The following is a 19,758-nucleotide window of genomic DNA, read 5'->3' as shown; positions in this document are numbered from 1 at the left end:
CGTCAGACCTATTCCCTTTTATCCTTTAGACTCTTAATTGGAGGATTAGAATGGAAAGAAAAGCTGAAGTTCTGTGGCGAGGTAATTTACAACAAGGTCAGGGCGAAGTCTCCACTGAAAGTGGTGCCTTAAAAAAGGTGCCCTATTCATTGATGCGTCGATTTGGCAATGAACCCGGAACCAATCCCGAGGAACTTATCGCCGCAGCTCACTCATCATGTTTTGCAATGGCCCTTGCCGCCGCTTTAACTCAGCAGGGAATCACCCCGGAGTCACTGCAGGTGAATGCCGCGGTCAGCATAGAAAAAAATGGCAACGACTGGGTGATAACCCATTCCAATCTGGCTTTAAGAGCCAAAATTCCAGGAATTGATCAAAACAGATTCAATTCAATTGCCGAAGAGGCCAAAAACAATTGTCCTGTTTCACGATTGCTCGATACGGAAATTTCTTTGGATGCCACTTTGGATGAGGGCGAGCTTCGCGCACAGCACTGATGATCAAAGTTAAAGAGTTTACTCCGAAATCAAAAAGTCTGGCGAAGGTTGCGACCAATCCTGACACTAGAGGCAAGACCAAAAAGGATTTGAAGTCGCATTTTGCAGAAGTCGCGGAGGATCTGGGGGATCTTCAGGAACTTATCTTTGCTGAAAGCAAACATAAAGTCCTGATCATTCTGCAGGGGCTCGATACGTCCGGCAAAGACGGTACGGTCGAGCACGTATTCGCCGCCATGAATCCCCAGGGACTTCGCGTCGTCTCCTTCAAAAGGCCCACGCCCAAAGAATTACGTCATGACTATCTTTGGCGTGTCCATGCCAACACCCCCATCAATGGGGAGATCGTGATTTTCAATCGCAGTCACTACGAAGATGTGATCATTCCTGCAGTTCATAAAACTCTTCCTAAATCGCGGATTGAAAATCGAATCCAAGACATCAATGCTTTTGAAAAGATGCTTACCGATGAGGGCGTGACAATTTTGAAGTTCTTTTTGCATATCAGCCTTAAAGAACAGGCCGAGCGACTGCGCGCACGTATCGACAATCCGGACAAGCATTGGAAATTTGAATTAAGTGATCTGGCTGAGAGAAAACTCTGGCCAAAATATCAAAAAGCCTACGGAGAGATTATACACAAGACACACCACAAAGACCGCCCCTGGTACATCATACCCGCCGACGACAAAGACGTACGCAATTTCGTGGTGTCATTTATTCTGGAACAACGTTTGAAAAAACTAAAACCGGTCTTGCCACGTTTTGACAAGGCCACGTTTGAAAAAATCAAAAAAGAGGTCGCCAAGCTCTAGGGGCTCGGCTCGAAATAATTCGGCGCCGGTGGTTGCGGTCGCTTGAACTGACGCTGGTATTCACGGAATATGTCTTCGGCTTTTTGGTAATCAATCCGCTGCAGCGCTTGCTCGACTTTAAGATTTTCAAGATCACGACCGACAGACAGAAACGCAGCAATTCGGTCATCCTCATAGTAGACCACTGCAAAATCATCTTTGCCGGGATCACCCATCAGATCCATCCGGTCAAAACGATCGGAATAACCTATATAACAAAGAATTTTATCAAACTGCTGAGTCCAGAAGAAGGGCACGTCCTGATATCTGGTTTTTGCCCCCAATATATTACAAGCAACAACCTGACCTTGGCGTTCAGCCACTTCCCAATGTTCAACACGGATCAGTCTCTGACTTCGGGGGTCCGGCCACCGCGCAATATCACCAGCCGCAAAAATACCGGGAACACTTGTTTCCAGGAATTCATTCACCACCACACCGTGATCAATATCGCAGCCCGCCTGCTTTGCCAATTCCACATTGGGTTGAATACCCGCTCCAACCACGACGAAATCACAGTCCACAGTCGTCAGGTCATCCAAAATAACCTTGTCATCCAGTATCTCTTTCACAGAATGCCCTAAATGAAAGTGAACCCCATGGGACTCATGCAAGTGCTTGATATAGCTTCCCACATGAATTCCCAGTGTCTTAATCAAAGGCATTTCCTCGGGCGCGATCACATGGACGACAATACCTCTTTGGTTTAAGGACGCCGCAACCTCCAGACCGATAAATCCCGCTCCAACAACTGCCACAGTCTTCGCAGTTTCGCAGGCACTGATAATGGATCGGCAGTTCTTTAAGGTTCTTAGCATCAGGACTTTTTCGCGGTCGATGCCGGGAATTGGAGGTTTTACAGGTTCACCACCTGTTGCCAGCAGCAGTTTATCGTAAAACAATGTTCTGCCATCTGAAAGCTCCACTGACTTTCTGTCAGGTTCGATACTCTTGACGTCCGTTTTCAGACTGATCTGAATTTTATTCTTTTCAAAAAAAGACTCTTTCAATATTGGCAACCATTCCTCAGGAGCTGCACCGGACAGGTAGTCCTTCGAAAGGTTGGTCCGGTCGTAAGGTGCAGAGTCATCGTGACTGATCATCTGAATAGTCCCGGCAAATCCCTGACGTCGCAGCATCGCTGCACAGGATGTTCCGGCAGCACCGCCGCCGACAATCACGACATGCTGACTTTCAGTGCCACGCAAAACTGGTTGCGGAATTTTCTTTTTCCCACGGACGAAAACTTTCTCGTCAACGACTTCGGTCATCCAACAGGCTATCGGCGTCAAGGCCGGGGCTTTTTCTGCTTCGCCGGTTTTTATATTGAAAGTGGAATGGTGCCACGGACAATGAATATGATGCCCCACCAGCAGCCCCTGACTTAAAGGCGCGCCATAATGCGAGCAATTGGCACCCACAGCGTAGATTTCGCCCTCTACCTTCGCCAAAATAACCGCTCTGTCCCCCACATGCCCCAGCAGAGTTTCCCCTTCCTGAATCAGGTCGACCGAAACACCTTTGGAAAAATCAGGCCCGGTAAGTTCTGCGCTTGTACCCATAGGGTGACTCCTTTTTCGTCAATTCAGGAACATTTTAGTATTCTTGCGACAAGGACTTGAGTAAACCTTCACACAGTTGCGAAAAAGCACCATCACGTCCTGTATCATTGTGAGATTCCACCGGACTTGTGTCGGGAAGGCATAAACAATCGACTCGCATTTACCGAAAAAGAAATGATGATATTTCCCGGAGGCAGAAGTTGAAACAGTGGATGAAAAAGCTGGTTGATCAGTTGGACATGGACTGGGGATCCGCACCTCATAATAAAGAATCCAAAGGCAAAGACGGCCCGATGCTTTCCGAAGATCGTGCCACTTTGTTGTTTATTTTGGATGTTCTTAATAAGAATCTGTTCGAGGTTCAAAATCACTCTGTGCGCAAGGTGCGCGCAAAGCTTGATACCGTTGCCAAAGAACTTATGACTATGGAAGGACAGGAATTGGAAGATGCTCTTTTCCGCTTCCGTCAGTTCTTCTCCAGCTACCGCATTGATGAAACAACTTATGTGCAAAACACATTCGATGATTTCAAACGCATCATTTGGGATTTTGCCGACAACCTGGGCGACGAAGTCGCGGCCGAAGCCACCTCTGAAGGTCAGGTCAATGCCAGCCTCGCTCAGCTCCGTGAAGCCGTGGAATCAAACTCCATTGAGGACCTGCGTGCGAAATCCCGGGAGTTCATTGATTTCTATTTAAAGCATCAGACAAGCAATAACGAACGACGCTCGAAACGCATGGAATCGGTCAAGAAAAGCCTATCGACAGTTAAGAAGCAGCTTATGGAAGCCAATCGCACTATGCGTTCAGATCATTTGACTGGCGCCCATAACCGCAAGAGCTTTGATGAGCAGGTCAAACGCTACATCCAAATCAACCAATTGGATCACGATCCGGTGACCATGCTGCTGTTTGATATCGACTTCTTTAAAAAGATCAACGATGCCTACGGCCACGATATTGGCGACTTCGTATTGCAGCAATGCGTGCGCCTGCTACAGGAAAGCTTCAGCCGTGAGGTCGACTTTGTTGCCCGCCTGGGCGGTGAAGAATTCGCCGTAATCCTGCCAGGCTGTGACACCCAAGCAGCTATTAAAATGGTGGATGAATGCATGGCCAAGATCCGCAAAGAGGTCTTTGTTCACGGAAATCTGGAAATCCGCTTCACCGTCAGTTTGGGAATCGCCCAGCTTGAAGCCGGGGAAACTCCAGATGGCTGGTATAAGCGCGTGGATGAGGCCCTGTACACTTCCAAACAGACAGGTCGCAACAAACACACCGTTGCCAACCCACCAGGAATTAAAAGAGTCGCCTAAATCCCAAAAGGTACGCCGTACCTTTTGGGGGGTGTCCCCCGTAAAAATCCCTGTTCCATCATAAGCAAGTATCGCAGTCAAATAAGAGGAACTTTTAAACCGGTGTTTAAAAGTTAGTGATGTATGTCGTCTTTTAGACAGCTGAAATGCGTTTTACGCTGTTTAAGGATTTGTAAACACAAGTGACAAATCTCCGAATGAGACCCCATTAGATTTGCTTATACCTGGCCCGTCCCATGCATTAGCCCAAGACAACGGGGGCAATCATGAGATCACTGAATCTAATTCAAAAAACTTTCTTTGGAATCCTCTCTGCCACCCCTGTGTTCTGGCCTGCAGTAGCGCAACCACGCACGCTGGAACCAGATCGCGATATCGTGATTGCGATCATCGATACCGGTGTCGACATCAATCACCCACTTATAAAAGACAATCTTTGGTTGAACCCCAAAGAAAAAACAAATGGTTTGGATAACGATGGCAATGGATATGCCGGGGATCTCCATGGATGGAACTTTGTTTCTGAAAACAATGATCTTTCAGACCAGCACGGGCACGGCACCCATATTGCCGGAATCATCCGTCAGCGCACACTTTCAAAGCGTGTGAAATTTATGGTTTTGAAATATTATGATCCAGAACAATCAGGTCGGGTGAATTTGGTCAATACCGTTCGTGCAATACGGTATGCGATCAAAATGAAGGCCGACATTATAAACTATTCTGGCGGTGGCGACACACGCAGTGCTCTGGAAGAGCAGGCAATCCGTGAAGCTCAAGAGAAAGGAATTCTCTTTGTCGCTGCCGCCGGTAATGACGGTCGCAACACCGATAAGATGGGGTACTATCCAGCGGGCTATAATCTGCGCAACATCATTTCCGTCGCGGCCCTGGATACGAATCGTCATCTCATTGACAGCAGTAACTACGGATCTAAAAGTGTGGATATCGCGGCCCCGGGCAAGAACGTATATTCTTCCCTGCCCGGCGGCCAATTTGGAATGATGACCGGCACCTCACAGGCCACCGCCTGGGTCACGGGGCTTGCCGCAGCACTTATGCTGCAAAACCCTGACTTGCGTGATCCTGAGTTAATCAAACTAAAACTGGAAACCGAAGGCATCCGCGATGAATCTTTGGCAGGAAAGCTAAAATCCAACGTGCGCATTACCTCTTTACAGAATGATATCTCGAGCCTATAAATTAAGTATTGAGCGCAATTGAATTCACCCCACAAGGGCCTTTTCCACTGATCAACGATGACGAGCACTCCTATCAGGAAGCTCAGGAACATTCTGTTGTCGTGGATGAGTGGCTGGGTTTTAAAACTGCCGAAATCGAGCATGCACTCTTAAGTTCACATAAGTACAACATTCAGGCAGATCAGAATATTCCAGTGAACTTCTGGCGTGGACTTCCAGTTCAAGCATTGCAAACACCCTACACCGAGATCCGTCATATCCTGCATTTACTGAATCCTCAAAAAGGTCAGCACATCGTTGATCTGGGCTGCGGATATGGTCGTATGGCCTTTGTGGTGGGAATGCACTATTCCGATGTTCACTTTACCGGCTATGAATTAGTGGCCGAAAGAGTCGACGAGGGAAATCGCATTCTGCAAAAGTTCAACTTTCCCCTTAGCACAATCAAGACTCAGGATTTGACAGATCCACTCTTTAAACCGGTCTCAGCGGATTACTATTTTATATTCGACTTTGGCAGCGCCCCTGCGGTGGATAAAACGTTAGAGGACCTGAAAGCCATTGCACGCCAACGTCCCATTCAGGTCGTAGCGCGAGGCCGTTACATCCGCCATCGCATTTTTCAGGCTCACCCCTGGTTGGCAGAAATCAATGAGCCAAGGGTCTTTGATCACTTTACTATCTTTAAGTCTTGAGCAACTGACGAACAGCATTGGACTTTGACTGGCCTTGTTCTGCCAGGACATGAAGCTGATCATAAATTCATGAACACACTCTTCAATCGCTCAGAAAAACTAGACAGCTGGTACGAGAAAAATCTGCACCTGAACCGCGCAGACACGGGTGGATTCGTAGGCGAGCACATTGAGATGATGGATGGGGAAAACGCGCAAATGTTGAGCTTTAAAGTTCACCATCTGGCACCATTGATTCAAAATCTTGCCGAGTCCGGAATCAGAATCGTGGACCATATTGATGAAAACTCCAAGGGCCGATTTGCCTGGTTCTATGATCCGGAAGGCAACAAGATCGAAGTGTGGGAGCCTTGGGACGAGTCACTCAGTGTGATCGACCTGCCCGAGCCCGACTAAGTTTTAGTCAGTCAGGTAATTCCTTTCCTGATATCTGCCTCCTCTGCCTCCAAACGGCCTGTACGCCATTTCAACTGGCCACAAGTTTGCAGAATCATTCGGCGATATTAAATGTGAAGGAATCAAAATGACGTTTGTGATACGTACTCTGTTTTTCTCTGCGGCACTTCTGTGCTCGATTTATGTTAAAGATGCCAAGGCCGAGAGCATCGTTCTTTCTGACATTCAAACACCGGTAAAGAACCAGAAAAAACGCGACACTTGCGCTTACTTTGCAGTGAACGCACTGGTGGAGAGCACCTTTAAAAAGCTCACTGGTGAAGATTACGATATCTCTGAAGAGTTCGAGATCTTCCGCCACAAAGTGGCCAATGCATGGCGCCCTGAAGTTGAGTTTGGGAATACCTATGACCTGCTTCAAACCATCAAGTCCGACATGTATGTCTACGAAGAAGCTCAACTTCCTTACCAGGAAGACAGCCCTGACTTCACTAAACCGCTTACTTCCCAACAACTGGGATTCTATGATCTGCGCAAACAAAATGTACCCAAAGTGCAAATCCGTAGTTTGAGTTTCAAACAACTGACGCAAATGTTCGTGCAAAGACCCTGGTCTGATCACGTGATGAATGAAATCAAACAGGGTCGCTCTGTGGTGGTTACACTTAACGTGGCAATTCCGCACATCAATGACTCCAAGGGTACATTCACCATGACCCCTGAAATCGCAGAGCAATGTGCAAGCGCAAAAATCCCGTGTGGCGGTCATGCGATTCTGCTAATGGGTTACGACTCAGACCGTCGTTTGTTCATGTTCAAAAACTCCTGGGGCCCTGAATGGGGCAACCAAGGTTACGGTTTTGTGACCTTTGACCACGTTGATAATTACTCAGATCAATTCTTGACTGCGTATTTTGACAAGTTAACCTCTCCTTCAGTGAAACGAGTTGGACAGTAATTCAAACTGAAGAGATGGAAATCATGAATCAGCAACAAACTGACTTTGACGAAGCGAAATGGTTCCATTTATTTAAGAACAAAGCGCGGGTGCTGTATCCAAACTCAGACCCCGCACATGATTTCCTGCACATCCAACGCGTCGTAAGCACCGCTAAATCCCTGTGTGCTTCTGAACAAGGCCGCTGGGAAGTGGTCATGCCTGCGGCCTTCTTTCACGACTATATCAATGTGCCCAAAGGTGATCCCCGTCGCCCCTACGCTTCTGCACTTTCTGCCGAAGCCACCATTGAATATTTAAAATCAGTCCACTATCCCGAAAAGTATTTCGATGCTATACGCCACGCCATCGAAGCACACAGCTTTTCAGCCAACATCACACCCACAACTCTGGAAGCCAAAATTGTTCAGGATGCCGATCGCTTGGATTCCTTGGGAGCCATTGGGATCGCACGGTGTTTTGCCACCAGCAGCTTAATGAGTCGACCGTTCTATGCCGAAGAGGATCCCTGGGCGGAACAGCGTTCATTGGATGACAAAAACTATGGCATTGATCACTTCTATCAAAAATTATTTAAACTTATGGATCTGATGAACACCGAGACGGCAAAAAAAGAGGCCGCTCATCGAGTGACCTTTGTCAAAGAATACCTGGCCCAAATCAAACGCGAAATTTGAATTAAACTTCCTGAATCTGAACAATAGCAGGCAGTTGGAAATCAGCAGCATTCGGAGCTTTTGAGAAATCAATTTTGAAGGCTCGAAGGGCGATCGAATCTTTACCTGTCCACGGCTGCTTGGAGCCGTACAAAGCATCGCCCACAATCGGAAATCCGTGGCGACTAAGATCAAAACGCAATTGATGAGATCTTCCCGTGACTGGTTGCAAATCCCATTGCAAATATCCCTTGTCGTTGATCCCTAAAAACTGGGCCAGGGTCAAAGAGTCTTTGCCTTCGGGACTTTCAAAGGCCCGGCGCTTGCCACGTAAAATTCGGGACTTCCATTCAAACTTCTGCCCCTCGCTCACCGTGAACTTTTCACGGGAGTTTTTAACATTTTCAGGGATATGAGAAAAATCCTGGGCCGTTGTAAGCGCACGGTAGGTTTTGCTGACAGTTTTATTTTCGAACCAGGCGTTGGCTTTACGATGCGCCTCGGGATTCTTGGCGTACATAACCAAACCAGACACTTCAAAATCCAGACGATGCACCGGAAAGATTTGAACACCCAGCTGCTTTTGCAGTGCGATTCCCAGACAGTTGCGCTCGTCTTCGGCCCCCATGCGACTTGGTGTCGACAGCACTCCTGCTGGCTTATCGCAGATCACAAAATGGCAGTTCTCTAAAACGATCTGAATCATTTTTTATTAAGGCCGATCAAAAAGATCTCTTTGGAAATCTTGCGAGTCGAATCTGGTTTCATCACTTCGCACTTGGCAAAGGACTTTTTGATTTCTTCGCGAAGCTTGGCAAAGTCATCACTGTGAAACAGTTTGCAGACAAAGTGACCGTCTTTACGCAAAAACTTACGAGCCACGTCCAAGGCAAGCTCACACAATTCCATAGAACGTGCCTGGTCAGTCATACGAATGCCTGTTGTCTTGGGTGCCATGTCTGACATCACGATATCAAACGGAGGTTGGAAGCCATGCTCAGTGAAAATTTCTTCAAGATTCAAATCACGCAGATCCGCCTGAATGAAAACCGCATTGGGAAGCTTTACTGTCACAGGACTCAAATCCACACCCAACACACGCCCCTTGGGACCAACAACTTTAGATGCGTATTGAGACCAGGAACCGGGAGAAGCCCCCAGATCCAAAACTGTCTGACCGCTGCCTTTAAAGATTTTGTATTTCTTGTCGATCTCTTCAAGTTTGAAAACGGAGCGAGCCGCGAAGCCCTCTTCTTTTGCTTTTTTAAAGTATCTATCGCGCGGATTATAAGTCATATCGTAGGGTTATGTCCGCTTAAGGTTGCAAAGTCCATTATTAAATTTCACATTCCCTTTTCGCGCCGAATGCTTTAAAAAAGATACATTCCAGGAGGCCTTAATTGAATCTGATCATCGCTATGAGCATTTTCTTCGTCATCATCACCATGATCTTTGTGGCGATCGCTGTATTTTTGCCGGAATGGATGGGAATTACCGGGAAAAAAGCCAAAAAAATTATCGAGGAACAGCAGTCGACCATTCCTGAGGAGACTTCAACTTCCGACAAAGCCCCTCAAACAAACAAGAATAACGAAGAGAATAAACCTTAGTGCTGGTTTTTTGGCTCTTTAACCATAGCCAGCAGACCACCACCCACAACGAATAACACCAATAAACCAATCATCCCCAGGCGTGAATTGCCGGTGATCGTGACTGTGAAGGCCACAATAAGCGGCCCCAAAATCGAAGCAAATCGTCCCACAAGGTTGAATAAGCCAAAGTACTCGCCACTTTGTTTTTTTGGCGCCATCTTACCAAACATAGAGCGGCTGAGTGATTGAACTCCCCCCTGTACCATTCCTATGATCACTGCCAAAAGATAGAAGTGCCATGCCTGACTCATCCACATCGCCGCCACAACTGTGATTCCATAGATGACAATACAGCATAAAATTGGCGCCTTGGTGCCGAAACGTTTGGTCACCGTTCCAAAGAAATAAGCACAAGGAAAACCGATAAACTGCGTGATCAGCAAAGCCGCAATTAAATCCTTCGACCCCAGTCCGATGGACATTCCATAATCCACGGCCATGGTCATCACAGTATAAACACCATCGATATACAACCAGTAGGCCATCATGAAGATAAGCAGATTGCGTTCCTTGAACATCAGTTCTTTAAAGGTCGCCTGGAGCTTCACGATACTGCGATTGGTGAGCTTCCAAATATTTTCATTTGAAATTTCAACCGGCGGTTCTGGGACATTACGAGCCAGTGGCATCGAGAAAACAAACCACCAGACAGCCACCGTCATAAAGGAGATCTGCACCGCCTGAGTACCATCCTTCAGACCAAACCAGTGGGGATTCAAATGCATCAACACATTGACAAGAAAAAGAACACCGCCGCCCAAGTAGCCCAGCGAGTACCCCAGTGAAGAGACAAAATCCATCTCCTTGGGTTCCGCCACATAGGGAAGCAGGGATTCATAAAACACACAACTTGCATTGAACGCCATCATGGCAATGCCATAGGCCAAAATAGCACTCCACCAATCCCCGGCCGGAATGAAAGTCATCCAGCCACAGGCCACAACCCCGATCATCATAAACGCCAGACAGAATAATTTTTTGAAGCCTTTAAGATCTGAAATCACACCCAGTGTGGGACTGAGCATAGCGATCACCAGACTGGAAATGGAAATGGCCGTCCCCAAACGTGCTGTGGTCACTGTCGGATCAACACCCTGACTCCAGTACATTTTAAAGAAGACAGGAAAAAATCCCGCCATGACTGTGGTGGAATAAGTACTGTTCGCCCAATCGTAAAGAGCCCAACTAAATATCTTTTTCTTACGGTTATCCATGATCAAAGCAGATCATAGTTTCTGACTGAAAGGGAGCCCACATCGTGTCAAAAAAAACGCTGGCTTCCCAGCCAGCGTCCATTTCAGATTACTTTTTGACTTCCTCCGCCACTTCATTGGGCCGGCCCAAATCATTGTAGAGATTTACCGCCCCGATGGCCGTCAGTGCAACACCGATAGCCACATACATTACCACTGCTTTCCGATTTTGGTTGAATACATAACTAAATACGCCCGCGATCACTATTAGTGGCCCCATAACAACCATGGACGAAACAATCTGACGGAGTGCAAACACTCCCAACTCAGAATTCATAACCCCCGCCTACGTTCAAGTTTGGTTACTCTTTCCTACAATCTTCTATTTTCCGTATAACTTATCGGCAGGACTTAAGTGTGCTTAAGTGAATTTAATTTAAAACCAGTTCGCTTTTACGACTCAAACAAGGAAAGCGCGATGGATGGTTTTGATACAACCGTCAGGTGATTTAAACCTTGTGCTAACAGCAGAGGATGGGCCAAGCCTTCGAATATTTCCATGTGCCGCGCCCCCAAGACCACTTCGTCGCGGTCGCCGCTAATAAGAGATAAGGGGGTGTTTCCTGCATGCAGTCTAAGAAGCAAATCTTCGGGAACTACCGCTGCACGAATAAACTCCGCACTGTAATGAGTTTTCTCTTCCCCTGTTTTAAAGGCTTCGGGGTAATTGACTGAAAAACCGTCTCGATTCTGATCAAAGATAATCCAGCCGCCAAGGTCCTCTGTCAGAGCGTGAAACGATTCCGGCAAATAGGGAGCAATTGCCACGAATCTTTTAAACTGCTGGCCAACATCACTGACAGCAATTCGCAGAGCAAATCCACCTCCCAGCGAATGCCCGGCAAGGGTCATGTTTTTGACCGAATACTTCATGCGAAGGTGAATGATCAATTCTTCAAGATCGATTTCAAGCTGATTGGGAGCGATGTTATCAGAGGCTGAAAGACTGGCACCATGACAGCGAAAATCCGGCGTCACCACTTGTGCAAAACCGGCCCCGGTAATGGCACTGGCCAGGGAGCAAAGGTAACGACTGTCCCCGCCCACACCGTGATACAGAATCACCAGGTTTTCAGAACGAGCGGGATAAAAACGATATGACAATAGATCCTTTTGACGAGTGCGAAAAACCTCCTGCGGAGCCAGGCGGTCCACAGGGATTTTAAAATCGCGCAGGTCAAAGGCGAGCTTCATTAGCGAGCGCCCGCTTCCTGTTTCTTTTTATGAAGGTAGTAGTCGTAATCACCCTCGTAGATACGAAGTTGATTTTTATCAACTTCAAACACGCGGGTTGTGACTTCACGCAAGAAGTGGCGGTCATGCGATACGATCATCACTGTACCAGGGAAGTTTTTGATGGCCTCAAGCAAAATTTCACGAGACACGATGTCCAAGTGATTCGTCGGCTCATCCAGGATCAGCAAATTCACAGGTTGAGCCAGGATCGTTGCCAATACCACGCGGGACTTTTCTCCCCCGGAAAGGATCGAGATTTTCTTCTCAGCTTCCTCGCCTGAAAATTTAAAGGCACCCAACAAAGAGCGCACTGTGCCCATCCCGGCATTCGGCATGCGCGAGTGAACCTCGTCCACGATCGTCGCCTTCGGATCAAGAACATCCAAAGAGTTCTGAGAGAAGTAACCCAGGTTGATGGATGCACCCAAGGCACAAGTGCCTTCTGTAGGATCCGCTTCACCAGCGATAATTTTTAGCAGTGTGGATTTACCCGCACCGTTCACGCCGACAACCGCAATACGGTCCATGCGTTTAACCAGGGCATTGGCACCGGAGAATACGTTCTTCTCTTTGCCATCATCGCGCTTCCAGATCTTGGAAAGACCTTCAAACTTGACAACCTCATCCCCACCACGTGGCGGTGTCGGCCATACGAATTTGATTTCATTCTCTTCAACCGGAACCTCGATACGATCAATCTTTTCCAATTTTTTAACACGCGATTGAACTTGCGCCGCGTGAGAAGCACGGGCTGCAAATCTGGCAATAAACTCTTCCTCTTTCGCCAGCATATCTTCCTGGCGTTTTGCTGCCGCGATCAATTGCTCCATACGGATGTCGCGCTCTTTTTCGTAGAAGTCGTAGTTACCACCGTAAACAGTGATGGTCTTGTTCGCGATTTCAACGATTTTAGATACGATGCGGTTCATGAAGTCACGGTCATGCGACGTCATCAAAACAGCACCTTTGAAGTTTACCAGCCACTCTTCAAGCCAGATGATGGATTCAACGTCCAAGTGATTCGTCGGCTCGTCCATCAGCAGGACTTGCGGGTTCATCACCAGAATTTTCGCCAAAGCGATACGCATTTTCCAACCACCAGAGAAGCTCTCTGTGGGACGGTGATAATCATCAGGACCGATACCAAGACCAGTCAGGATTTCAGCTGCACGGGATTCCAGGTCGTAACCGCCAAGGCGTTCAAACTCACCCTGCATTTCCCCGTACACTTCCAGGATCCTCATCATCTCATCCGGATCCAAATCAGGATCAGATAGCTTCGCTTCGTACTCCTGCATCTTGACTTGCATGTTTCCGATGTTGCCGACGGCGGACTTCACTTCCTCAATCGCAGAACGCCCACGCATGTCTTCGATATTTTGAGAGAAGTAACCGATCACAGTTCTATCGGATTTGGAAACCGTTCCGTCGTAACCTTCCTCACCCGTGATGATACGGAAGATTGTGGTTTTTCCTGTCCCATTCAAACCCACCAGACCGATTTTCTCGCCGTCGTTGATTTGGAAGTTACCGTTACGATAGAGAACTTTGTTCCCCTGCTGCTTTGTGATGTTTGATAAGTGAATCATGGTCCCTTTTATAGCTCGAATTTCATCGAGATGCGCCAAAATTTTTAATTATTTACATCCAGGAACTCGAGGCCCCCGTTTGCCAGGAATTTAGGCAACTTAAAAAGTATAACTGACTTTCCCTTAAGGTGCGCGAGTTCTGATGACCGATACCCCCGGAAGGTCAAGCCAGGTGCTGGTCTTCGGCTCAAGTGCCAGAATGGAATCAGGTATCGCGAGGTGGACTTATTTACTCGCATTCCACGAGATGCTCTATAACCGTCGAGAGCTGTGTAAGTGTCTGAAATACTCTCAGTTTCTGCAAATAGTTCATTATTATTGCAATTAGGGAATATATACTGAGCTTTTAAGCTTGAGTTCGTGTATCTTCCGGCCTTCTTTGAGCATATACCAATACCCCAAAAAGTTTTGGCCCTTTGGTTAAGTGCTCCACTAACTGAAAGGCTCCCTGTGACTCCTCCTTTAACTACTGTCGATACATTTGAAAGCTTTGGTCTTAGCGCTCCGTTGATGGATGCGATGAAAGACATGGGCTTCTCAACTCCGACGCCCATTCAAAAACAAGCTATTCCTTTGCTATTAGGCGGAGCGAACGATTTTATCGGTCTCGCTTCTACAGGAACTGGCAAAACTGCTGCGTTTGGTATTCCACTTATCGAAAACCTGGATGCTGCAATCAAAGACACTCAAGCTTTGGTTCTTTCCCCAACTCGTGAGTTGGCATTGCAAGTGGCAGAGCAATTGGCTTTGCTAGGTAAGAAAAAAGGCATCCGCGTAGTAACAATCTACGGTGGCGCTTCTTACCGCACGCAACTTGATGGCATCAAACGTGGCGCCCACATCGTGGTGGCGACTCCGGGCCGTTTGGTTGACTTCCTTGAGCAAAAAATGATCAAGCTTTCCAAAGTTCAAACTGTGATCCTGGATGAAGCGGACGAAATGCTTTCCATGGGTTTCAAAGACGCTTTGGATTTCATCCTTTCTGCGACACATCCAGACGACGCCGCCTCCAACGAGCGCGCAGCATGCAGAACTTGGTTGTTCTCTGCGACAATGTCGACTGAAGTTCGCCGCATCACTGAAAAGTACCTGGAAAATCCGGAAACAGTGGCGGTAAACAAAGTAGGCTCCACTGCTGAAACTATCGAGCAAGTTTACTACACAGTTAAAAACATGCACAAAACAGAAGTTGTTTCTCGCTTGTTGCAAACGTTGCCAGAGTTCTACGGTATCATCTTCTGCCAAACTAAAATGGAAGTTGCTGATCTATCTGACACTTTGTCTCAACGCGGTTTCGCAACAGATTCTTTGCATGGTGATAAATCCCAGCAAGAGCGTGAAGCGACTTTGAGAAAGTTCAAATCCAAGCAAGTTAAAGTAATCGTGGCGACTGACGTTGCAGCTCGTGGTTTGGACATCAAAGACCTTACACACGTTGTGAACTACAACTTGCCGTGGGATGCTGAATCCTATGTTCACCGTATCGGTCGTACTGGCCGTAACGGTCAAAAAGGAACAGCGATCACTTTGGTGAACTCTGACCAATTGACTCTTCTACGCCGTGTAATGAACACGACAAAAGCGACTTTCACTAAAGGTGTTGTACCTTCTGCTGACGAAGTGGCTGGCCTTAAAATCAAGAACGTATTGGATAAAGTGGGCGCAATGAAAGAGGAAGACGCTTCCCTTCAATTGGCTGCTGATTTGATCCAGGACTTGACTCAGGCTGATGACATCAACTTCAAAGATCTTTCCAAAGAGGACTTGCTAGCACGCTTTATCGTGGCGTACTTCCCTGACGTATTCGTTAAAAAAGACCTGATTTTGGATTATATGGGCGATCGTATCCCTCGCGAATTGTTGCCTCGTGATCCTAACGACAACCGCTTCACGCGTGGTCGTGATGGTGGCGGCCGTGATGACCGTCCTCGTACAGGTGGCGGCTTCCGTGGCAACCGTGGTGGTTTCCGTGGCAACCGTCGTGACGATGGTGACCGTCCAAGATTCAGCGACCGTTCTTACCAAAACGACGCTCCAAGTGAAGGTGCTGGCGCACGTCGCAGCTTCCGTGGCGCAGATCGTGATGGCGGCCGTGATGAAAACCGAGGCAACCGTGACAGCCGTCCAGCCCGTGAAGGTGGCGCTAGCGCTTCTTTCCGTGGTGACCGTGACAATGGTGGCGGTTCTTTCCGTAGCCGTGACAACGGTGGTGGCGAGCGTCCAGCACGCCGTCCATCTTTCAACAGCGACACTGACGAGAGCCGTGGCAATCGTTCAGAGCGCAACGACCATCCAGGGATCAAAAGAACCCGCCCAAGCAGCGGTGCTTCTGCTTCCCGTCGTTTCCGTGATTAATTAGTTATTAAAGTCTCTATGTGGGCGACTTCAAGGGTCGGTGAAAATTCACCGGCCCTTTTTTTTGGTCCTGCCGGAAACGGTAACGCAAAGTTCGTCGGTGTCTCAAATTTAGACAGCCCAAACCGGCCTCAAACCGAAATCGTGAGGTCTTGAGGTGGCACCTTACCTGCAATTGCTAGGAGCCATGACAAAGCTAAACAAGAAAACACTCATTTTAGCCGGCCTTATAATCTGCAATTTTTCAGCTGCTATGGCATCTGTATCATCGTTCAAAAACACGACGATCAGTGACGAAGCCTACGAAATGGAATCAGAAAATCTATCCGAACAGGATGCGGCAGCCATTGACGTTTCCCGATCCCTGAAGAAGATCGGCGCCGATAAGGTTTGCTCCTCCCTGGTTGTCGACAAGGAACAGGAAGGCCGTTACTACAAGGCCGTCGAAAAAGCTTTTGGCAAATACCAATTTCCACTTCTGTTGGAAGGAACTCGGGATTTAAATGCCGCTTGCCCTAAATACCCGACTCTTTCGCAAAAAGAGAAAGAGGAAGTCTGGACCGTTATTCTGGGAGCCACTTCGTTTTATGAAAGCTCCTGCCGCCTTTTGGGTGCTCGCCAAGGTGGGCCTAATGGACAGCTGGGTGGACCTTTTCAGCTTCACGTTGGCAAGGAAAGAAACTACGGAAAGCTTTGCCGCAATGGAGATGCACTAACCAAGGACGAAAACCGTTTTATCCCATGTGTACTATCCATGCTTGAAGGATATTTTGGAAAACAGCAGAAAAAGGGACAAGAAATCAAATTATTCCCTCCTCGCCAGGCCAGTGCAACATACTGGGAAGTTTTGCAATCGAATGCGGCTAAACATCATCGCGTGACAGTCACAGACGCCCAAGGAGGCAAAAAATTGGTTCGCGGTAACGGGTCTGATTTCGTAAAAATGGCGATCAAGGACTACAAGTACTGCCACTAACAAGAATTTTTAATAAAAAAGGCTGTCATTAAGACAGCCTTTTTTTATGCCGCACGCGGAAAAGACAAGAGCGCGGCTTTCAGGTCATCCGCCACTTCCAACCCCCGCACAATTCCCATTCTTAACAGCTTTTCACGCAGTGGACTTTTCATTGAGCAAAGTCTCAAGTCCGCCGGCTTTGCGCGGATGTCCCTTTGTAATTGGGCAAAACTTGCTAAGGCCTCCGTCGAAATTCGGTCAATGTTTTGAAAATAGAACACGACCTGCCGCACTTCCTCTTTGGAAAGAATTTCCTGACGACAGGCTTCCAGTGCCGGTACCACCCCGGGAGTCATTTCCTCTCCGGTAAAGGACACCACGAGCATCCTGTTCTTATGACTTATACTGTAATTAAACGACTTCTGATCTTCCAACGTACTGCTCCTCGAAATCGGTTAGGTTTATTTTGTTTTGTAAACTCAGTTTAGCAGCTCAAAATCAGTTGAAAAGAATTCCCCTCACCCGATCTCAAAGCCACACGAAAAAGTGAATTGTTTTACGATGTTTAGGAGAGTTTAGTTCTTATTTTCAGAGATAATTTGACTTCTAGTTAGGTACCAAATAATTTTTGAACCCTCTAAGGGGACTCAGATGAATCATTCCAAAATGAGAAACTTGGCAGCTATCGTAATCGCGACGGTTATCACCGCAACTTCTTTCGCGGCGAAACCATCGCAACCAACTTCTATCACAATCAACCCACGCACTTTGAAAACACGTTTGCTTGAAAACAACGTGGATCTTGCAGTGCAAATGAACAATGTCTTCAAAGCAAAAGACTCTGTGGATCGCGCCCGCCGAAATCTGCTTCCAGGCATCAACCTGGGCGCAGCCATTGACAGCAGTGCGAGCTTTTCACTGGCTTCAGTAACAATGCTTTTGCCATTTCTGCTTCCAAGCAAATGGCTGGATCTGCGCGAAAGCCAGCATGTACTGAATGCTCAGGGTGAGTCTTACTACATCTCCCAGTTGAACACGTATTCCTCCGCTTACTCTTTGTATTCAACTATCCAGGGTGACATCGAACTCCGTTCGATTCTTCAATTCCAATACGAGAACTACAAAAAGATCGAAGACATGATCCAAATGGCTGTGGATGCCGGCATGAGAGAAAAATCTGAACTTTTGCAAGTTCAGGCACAAACTCAAATGTCCAAAATCCAAGTGTCACAAATGGACGTTTTGATCCTTCAGGAAAAAGCGGCGATCCGCGAAATGCTGGCTTTGCCACTTTCCACGGATATCAAAATTGAATCCTTCCACATCGGTTCTTCCTCTGCTGAAAAAGAACCTTTGCAAAAAACAGTGGACCTATCCTTGTCCCGTTCACCGGAACTTCGCCAGCTTTCCTCCATGTTAAAAGCGACTGAAGCCGGTAAATGGAGTGCATTCTGGTCCTTCCTGACGGGCGCAACTTACGGCGCATCCCGCGGACCTACGGGTGCCTTTGCAGACGCTGAAGGCGGTGGTTCTGCAACTTTCAATTTCGGTAACTTCCTGATCCTGAAAATCGGTAACCGCGAATTGGATGCAATCCGTCTGCAAAAGAAACAGATCGACTTTGACCAGGCTAAAATGGTTGAAACGACTGTGGGCTCATTGCGTGAAAGCCAAATGCAATTGTCGCTAGCAAGACAAGCTGAAGCAAACCTGGAAGCATTGTACGATGCTGAACTTCAAAAGTTCCAAATGGGCGCGACAGACTTGTTGCATGTTCTAAGTGCAGGTAACAACCTGACTGCTGCCTATACGAATCGCGTAAAAGCTCAGACAAACCTGGACACATTGCGCGTCGGTTTGCACCGCATGATGATCACCGACCACTTCGGTCTGATCCAAAAGTGCCAAATCTATAAAAAAGGCACTGGCGGACTTACAGGTAAATTGGGACGCATTTTCAATCCTAAAAAGGACAGCATGTCCTTGGACCAAGCTTGCGGTCCGCAAGTCAGCGAAAATTAGTAGCTAGTTCGGAGATCTTAGCATAGGATCTCCGACATATATGGGAACTCCAGTACAAGACGTTGTAATTATCACGACCGGTGGCACGATTGAGAAAACCTATAATGAGTTCGATGGCTCATTAGAGAATCGTGGCACCAGCATCAAGAACCGCATTCTTTCCAAATTGCGTTTACCCTATACAAATATTTCGGTTTACCCTTTGCTTAGCAAAGACTCTTTGTACATGAACGACGAAGACCGCTCTTTGATCTGCGCTACCGTCAAGGACCAGATGCAACGGGGCTGCCCGATTGTCGTTCTTCATGGAACCGATACCATGCATATTTCCGCTGAATACTGTTTCAAGGAAATTGGAACTCCCAGTGTACCTGTGGTCTTTACCGGGGCGATGATCCCTATGGGTTTTGATGACAGCGATGCCACTCAGAACGTCACAGAAGCCATGTTGGCTGCCAAACTTTTGAAGCCGGGATTTTATATCGCCTTCCATAATCAGATTTTTACCGTTCCAAATGTCCGTAAGAATCGCGAAAAAGGCACCTTCGAACAAACATAGT

General features: G+C 47.4%; 21 protein-coding genes. 13 read left to right on the top strand and 8 right to left on the bottom strand.

All coding sequences use genetic code 11. From position 1 onward, the window contains the following. Nucleotides 1-50: 50 nt before the first annotated feature. The gene (locus ACLVWR_RS12865) at nt 51-497 is read left to right on the top strand and encodes an OsmC family protein (protein WP_413581053.1); all 447 of its coding nucleotides are present in this window, start codon (nt 51-53) and stop codon (nt 495-497) included. Next, the gene (locus ACLVWR_RS12860; protein ID WP_413581052.1) at nt 497-1,312 is read left to right on the top strand and encodes a PPK2 family polyphosphate kinase; all 816 of its coding nucleotides are present in this window, start codon (nt 497-499) and stop codon (nt 1,310-1,312) included. Before ACLVWR_RS12865 ends, ACLVWR_RS12860 begins: the two co-directional genes overlap by 1 nt. Here the strand turns inward: ACLVWR_RS12860 and ACLVWR_RS12855 are convergent. Further along, nucleotides 1,309-2,913 (bottom strand): FAD-dependent oxidoreductase, encoded by a 1,605-nt coding sequence (locus ACLVWR_RS12855; protein WP_413581051.1) that lies wholly within the window; start codon nt 2,911-2,913, stop codon nt 1,309-1,311. The two genes, ACLVWR_RS12860 and ACLVWR_RS12855, sit on opposite strands and share 4 nt — an antisense overlap. A 200-nt stretch (nt 2,914-3,113) precedes the next feature. Between ACLVWR_RS12855 and ACLVWR_RS12850 the strand changes: the two genes are divergently transcribed. The 6 genes from ACLVWR_RS12850 to ACLVWR_RS12825 all read left to right on the top strand — a co-directional run bounded on the left by ACLVWR_RS12850 (nt 3,114) and on the right by ACLVWR_RS12825 (nt 8,157). Next, nucleotides 3,114-4,229 carry a GGDEF domain-containing protein gene (locus ACLVWR_RS12850; protein WP_413581050.1) on the top strand — a complete coding sequence of 372 codons (1,116 nt, stop codon included), beginning with the start codon at nt 3,114-3,116 and terminating at the stop codon, nt 4,227-4,229. A gap of 266 nt (nt 4,230-4,495) precedes the next feature. After that, on the top strand, nt 4,496-5,431 hold the full coding sequence (locus ACLVWR_RS12845) for a S8 family peptidase (RefSeq protein WP_413581049.1): 936 nt from the start codon (nt 4,496-4,498) through the stop codon (nt 5,429-5,431). Between the two features lie 8 nt (nt 5,432-5,439). After that, nucleotides 5,440-6,126, top strand: coding sequence for an SAM-dependent methyltransferase (locus tag ACLVWR_RS12840; protein WP_413581048.1), 687 nt, complete (start codon nt 5,440-5,442; stop codon nt 6,124-6,126). 69 nt (nt 6,127-6,195) lie between these two features. Further along, nucleotides 6,196-6,522 carry a VOC family protein gene (locus ACLVWR_RS12835; protein WP_413581047.1) on the top strand — a complete coding sequence of 109 codons (327 nt, stop codon included), beginning with the start codon at nt 6,196-6,198 and terminating at the stop codon, nt 6,520-6,522. A gap of 127 nt (nt 6,523-6,649) precedes the next feature. Further along, nucleotides 6,650-7,480 (top strand): C1 family peptidase, encoded by an 831-nt coding sequence (locus ACLVWR_RS12830; RefSeq protein ID WP_413581046.1) that lies wholly within the window; start codon nt 6,650-6,652, stop codon nt 7,478-7,480. Nucleotides 7,481-7,503: 23 nt separating this feature from the next. Next, a complete protein-coding gene (locus tag ACLVWR_RS12825; RefSeq protein WP_413581045.1) occupies nt 7,504-8,157 on the top strand; it encodes an HD domain-containing protein in 654 nt (217 codons plus the stop codon). A gap of 1 nt (nt 8,158) precedes the next feature. On the opposite strand, the gene ACLVWR_RS12820 is transcribed toward ACLVWR_RS12825, so the two are convergent. Further along, a complete protein-coding gene (locus ACLVWR_RS12820) occupies nt 8,159-8,842 on the bottom strand; it encodes a pseudouridine synthase family protein (protein ID WP_413581044.1) in 684 nt (227 codons plus the stop codon). Next, nucleotides 8,839-9,432, bottom strand: a complete 594-nt coding sequence (locus ACLVWR_RS12815) for an RlmE family RNA methyltransferase (protein ID WP_413581043.1) — start codon at nt 9,430-9,432, stop codon at nt 8,839-8,841. Before ACLVWR_RS12815 ends, ACLVWR_RS12820 begins: the two co-directional genes overlap by 4 nt. 104 nt (nt 9,433-9,536) lie before the next feature. Here ACLVWR_RS12815 and ACLVWR_RS12810 point away from each other — a divergent pair, with 104 nt between their 5' ends. After that, complete coding sequence (locus ACLVWR_RS12810) at nt 9,537-9,746, top strand: hypothetical protein (RefSeq protein ID WP_413581042.1); 210 nt, start codon at nt 9,537-9,539, stop codon at nt 9,744-9,746. Here the strand turns inward: ACLVWR_RS12810 and ACLVWR_RS12805 are convergent. The 4 genes from ACLVWR_RS12805 to ACLVWR_RS12790 all read right to left on the bottom strand — a co-directional run bounded on the left by ACLVWR_RS12805 (nt 9,743) and on the right by ACLVWR_RS12790 (nt 13,866). Further along, the gene (locus ACLVWR_RS12805; RefSeq protein ID WP_413583503.1) at nt 9,743-11,002 is read right to left on the bottom strand and encodes an MFS transporter; all 1,260 of its coding nucleotides are present in this window, start codon (nt 11,000-11,002) and stop codon (nt 9,743-9,745) included. The genes ACLVWR_RS12810 and ACLVWR_RS12805 overlap by 4 nt on opposite strands. Nucleotides 11,003-11,090: 88 nt before the next feature. Further along, nucleotides 11,091-11,318 (bottom strand): hypothetical protein, encoded by a 228-nt coding sequence (locus ACLVWR_RS12800; protein WP_413581041.1) that lies wholly within the window; start codon nt 11,316-11,318, stop codon nt 11,091-11,093. Nucleotides 11,319-11,434: 116 nt separating this feature from the next. Next, a complete protein-coding gene (locus tag ACLVWR_RS12795; RefSeq protein ID WP_413581040.1) occupies nt 11,435-12,235 on the bottom strand; it encodes an alpha/beta hydrolase in 801 nt (266 codons plus the stop codon). Next, on the bottom strand, nt 12,235-13,866 hold the full coding sequence (locus tag ACLVWR_RS12790; protein ID WP_413581039.1) for an ABC-F family ATP-binding cassette domain-containing protein: 1,632 nt from the start codon (nt 13,864-13,866) through the stop codon (nt 12,235-12,237). The genes ACLVWR_RS12795 and ACLVWR_RS12790 overlap by 1 nt, the downstream gene beginning before the upstream one ends. 450 nt (nt 13,867-14,316) lie before the next feature. Between ACLVWR_RS12790 and ACLVWR_RS12785 the strand changes: the two genes are divergently transcribed. Both ACLVWR_RS12785 and ACLVWR_RS12780 read left to right on the top strand, forming a co-directional pair. After that, nucleotides 14,317-16,221, top strand: a complete 1,905-nt coding sequence (locus ACLVWR_RS12785) for a DEAD/DEAH box helicase (RefSeq protein WP_413581038.1) — start codon at nt 14,317-14,319, stop codon at nt 16,219-16,221. 187 nt (nt 16,222-16,408) lie between these two features. Continuing rightward, nucleotides 16,409-17,197, top strand: coding sequence for a hypothetical protein (locus ACLVWR_RS12780; protein ID WP_413581037.1), 789 nt, complete (start codon nt 16,409-16,411; stop codon nt 17,195-17,197). Nucleotides 17,198-17,241: 44 nt separating this feature from the next. On the opposite strand, the gene ACLVWR_RS12775 is transcribed toward ACLVWR_RS12780, so the two are convergent. Beyond that, nucleotides 17,242-17,610, bottom strand: coding sequence for an STAS domain-containing protein (locus ACLVWR_RS12775; protein WP_340599686.1), 369 nt, complete (start codon nt 17,608-17,610; stop codon nt 17,242-17,244). Between the two features lie 217 nt (nt 17,611-17,827). Between ACLVWR_RS12775 and ACLVWR_RS12770 the strand changes: the two genes are divergently transcribed. Next, complete coding sequence (locus tag ACLVWR_RS12770; RefSeq protein ID WP_413581036.1) at nt 17,828-19,198, top strand: TolC family protein; 1,371 nt, start codon at nt 17,828-17,830, stop codon at nt 19,196-19,198. A 40-nt stretch (nt 19,199-19,238) separates the two neighbouring features. After that, nucleotides 19,239-19,757, top strand: coding sequence for an asparaginase domain-containing protein (locus ACLVWR_RS12765; RefSeq protein ID WP_413581035.1), 519 nt, complete (start codon nt 19,239-19,241; stop codon nt 19,755-19,757). Nucleotide 19,758 lies beyond the last annotated feature (1 nt).

It is taken from the genome of Bdellovibrio sp. HCB288 (assembly GCF_047305935.1).
In the GTDB taxonomy this organism is placed as follows: domain Bacteria; phylum Bdellovibrionota; class Bdellovibrionia; order Bdellovibrionales; family Bdellovibrionaceae; genus Bdellovibrio.
Note: the sequence above shows the minus strand (reverse complement) of the source record. Positions and strands in the feature narration are given on the sequence as shown.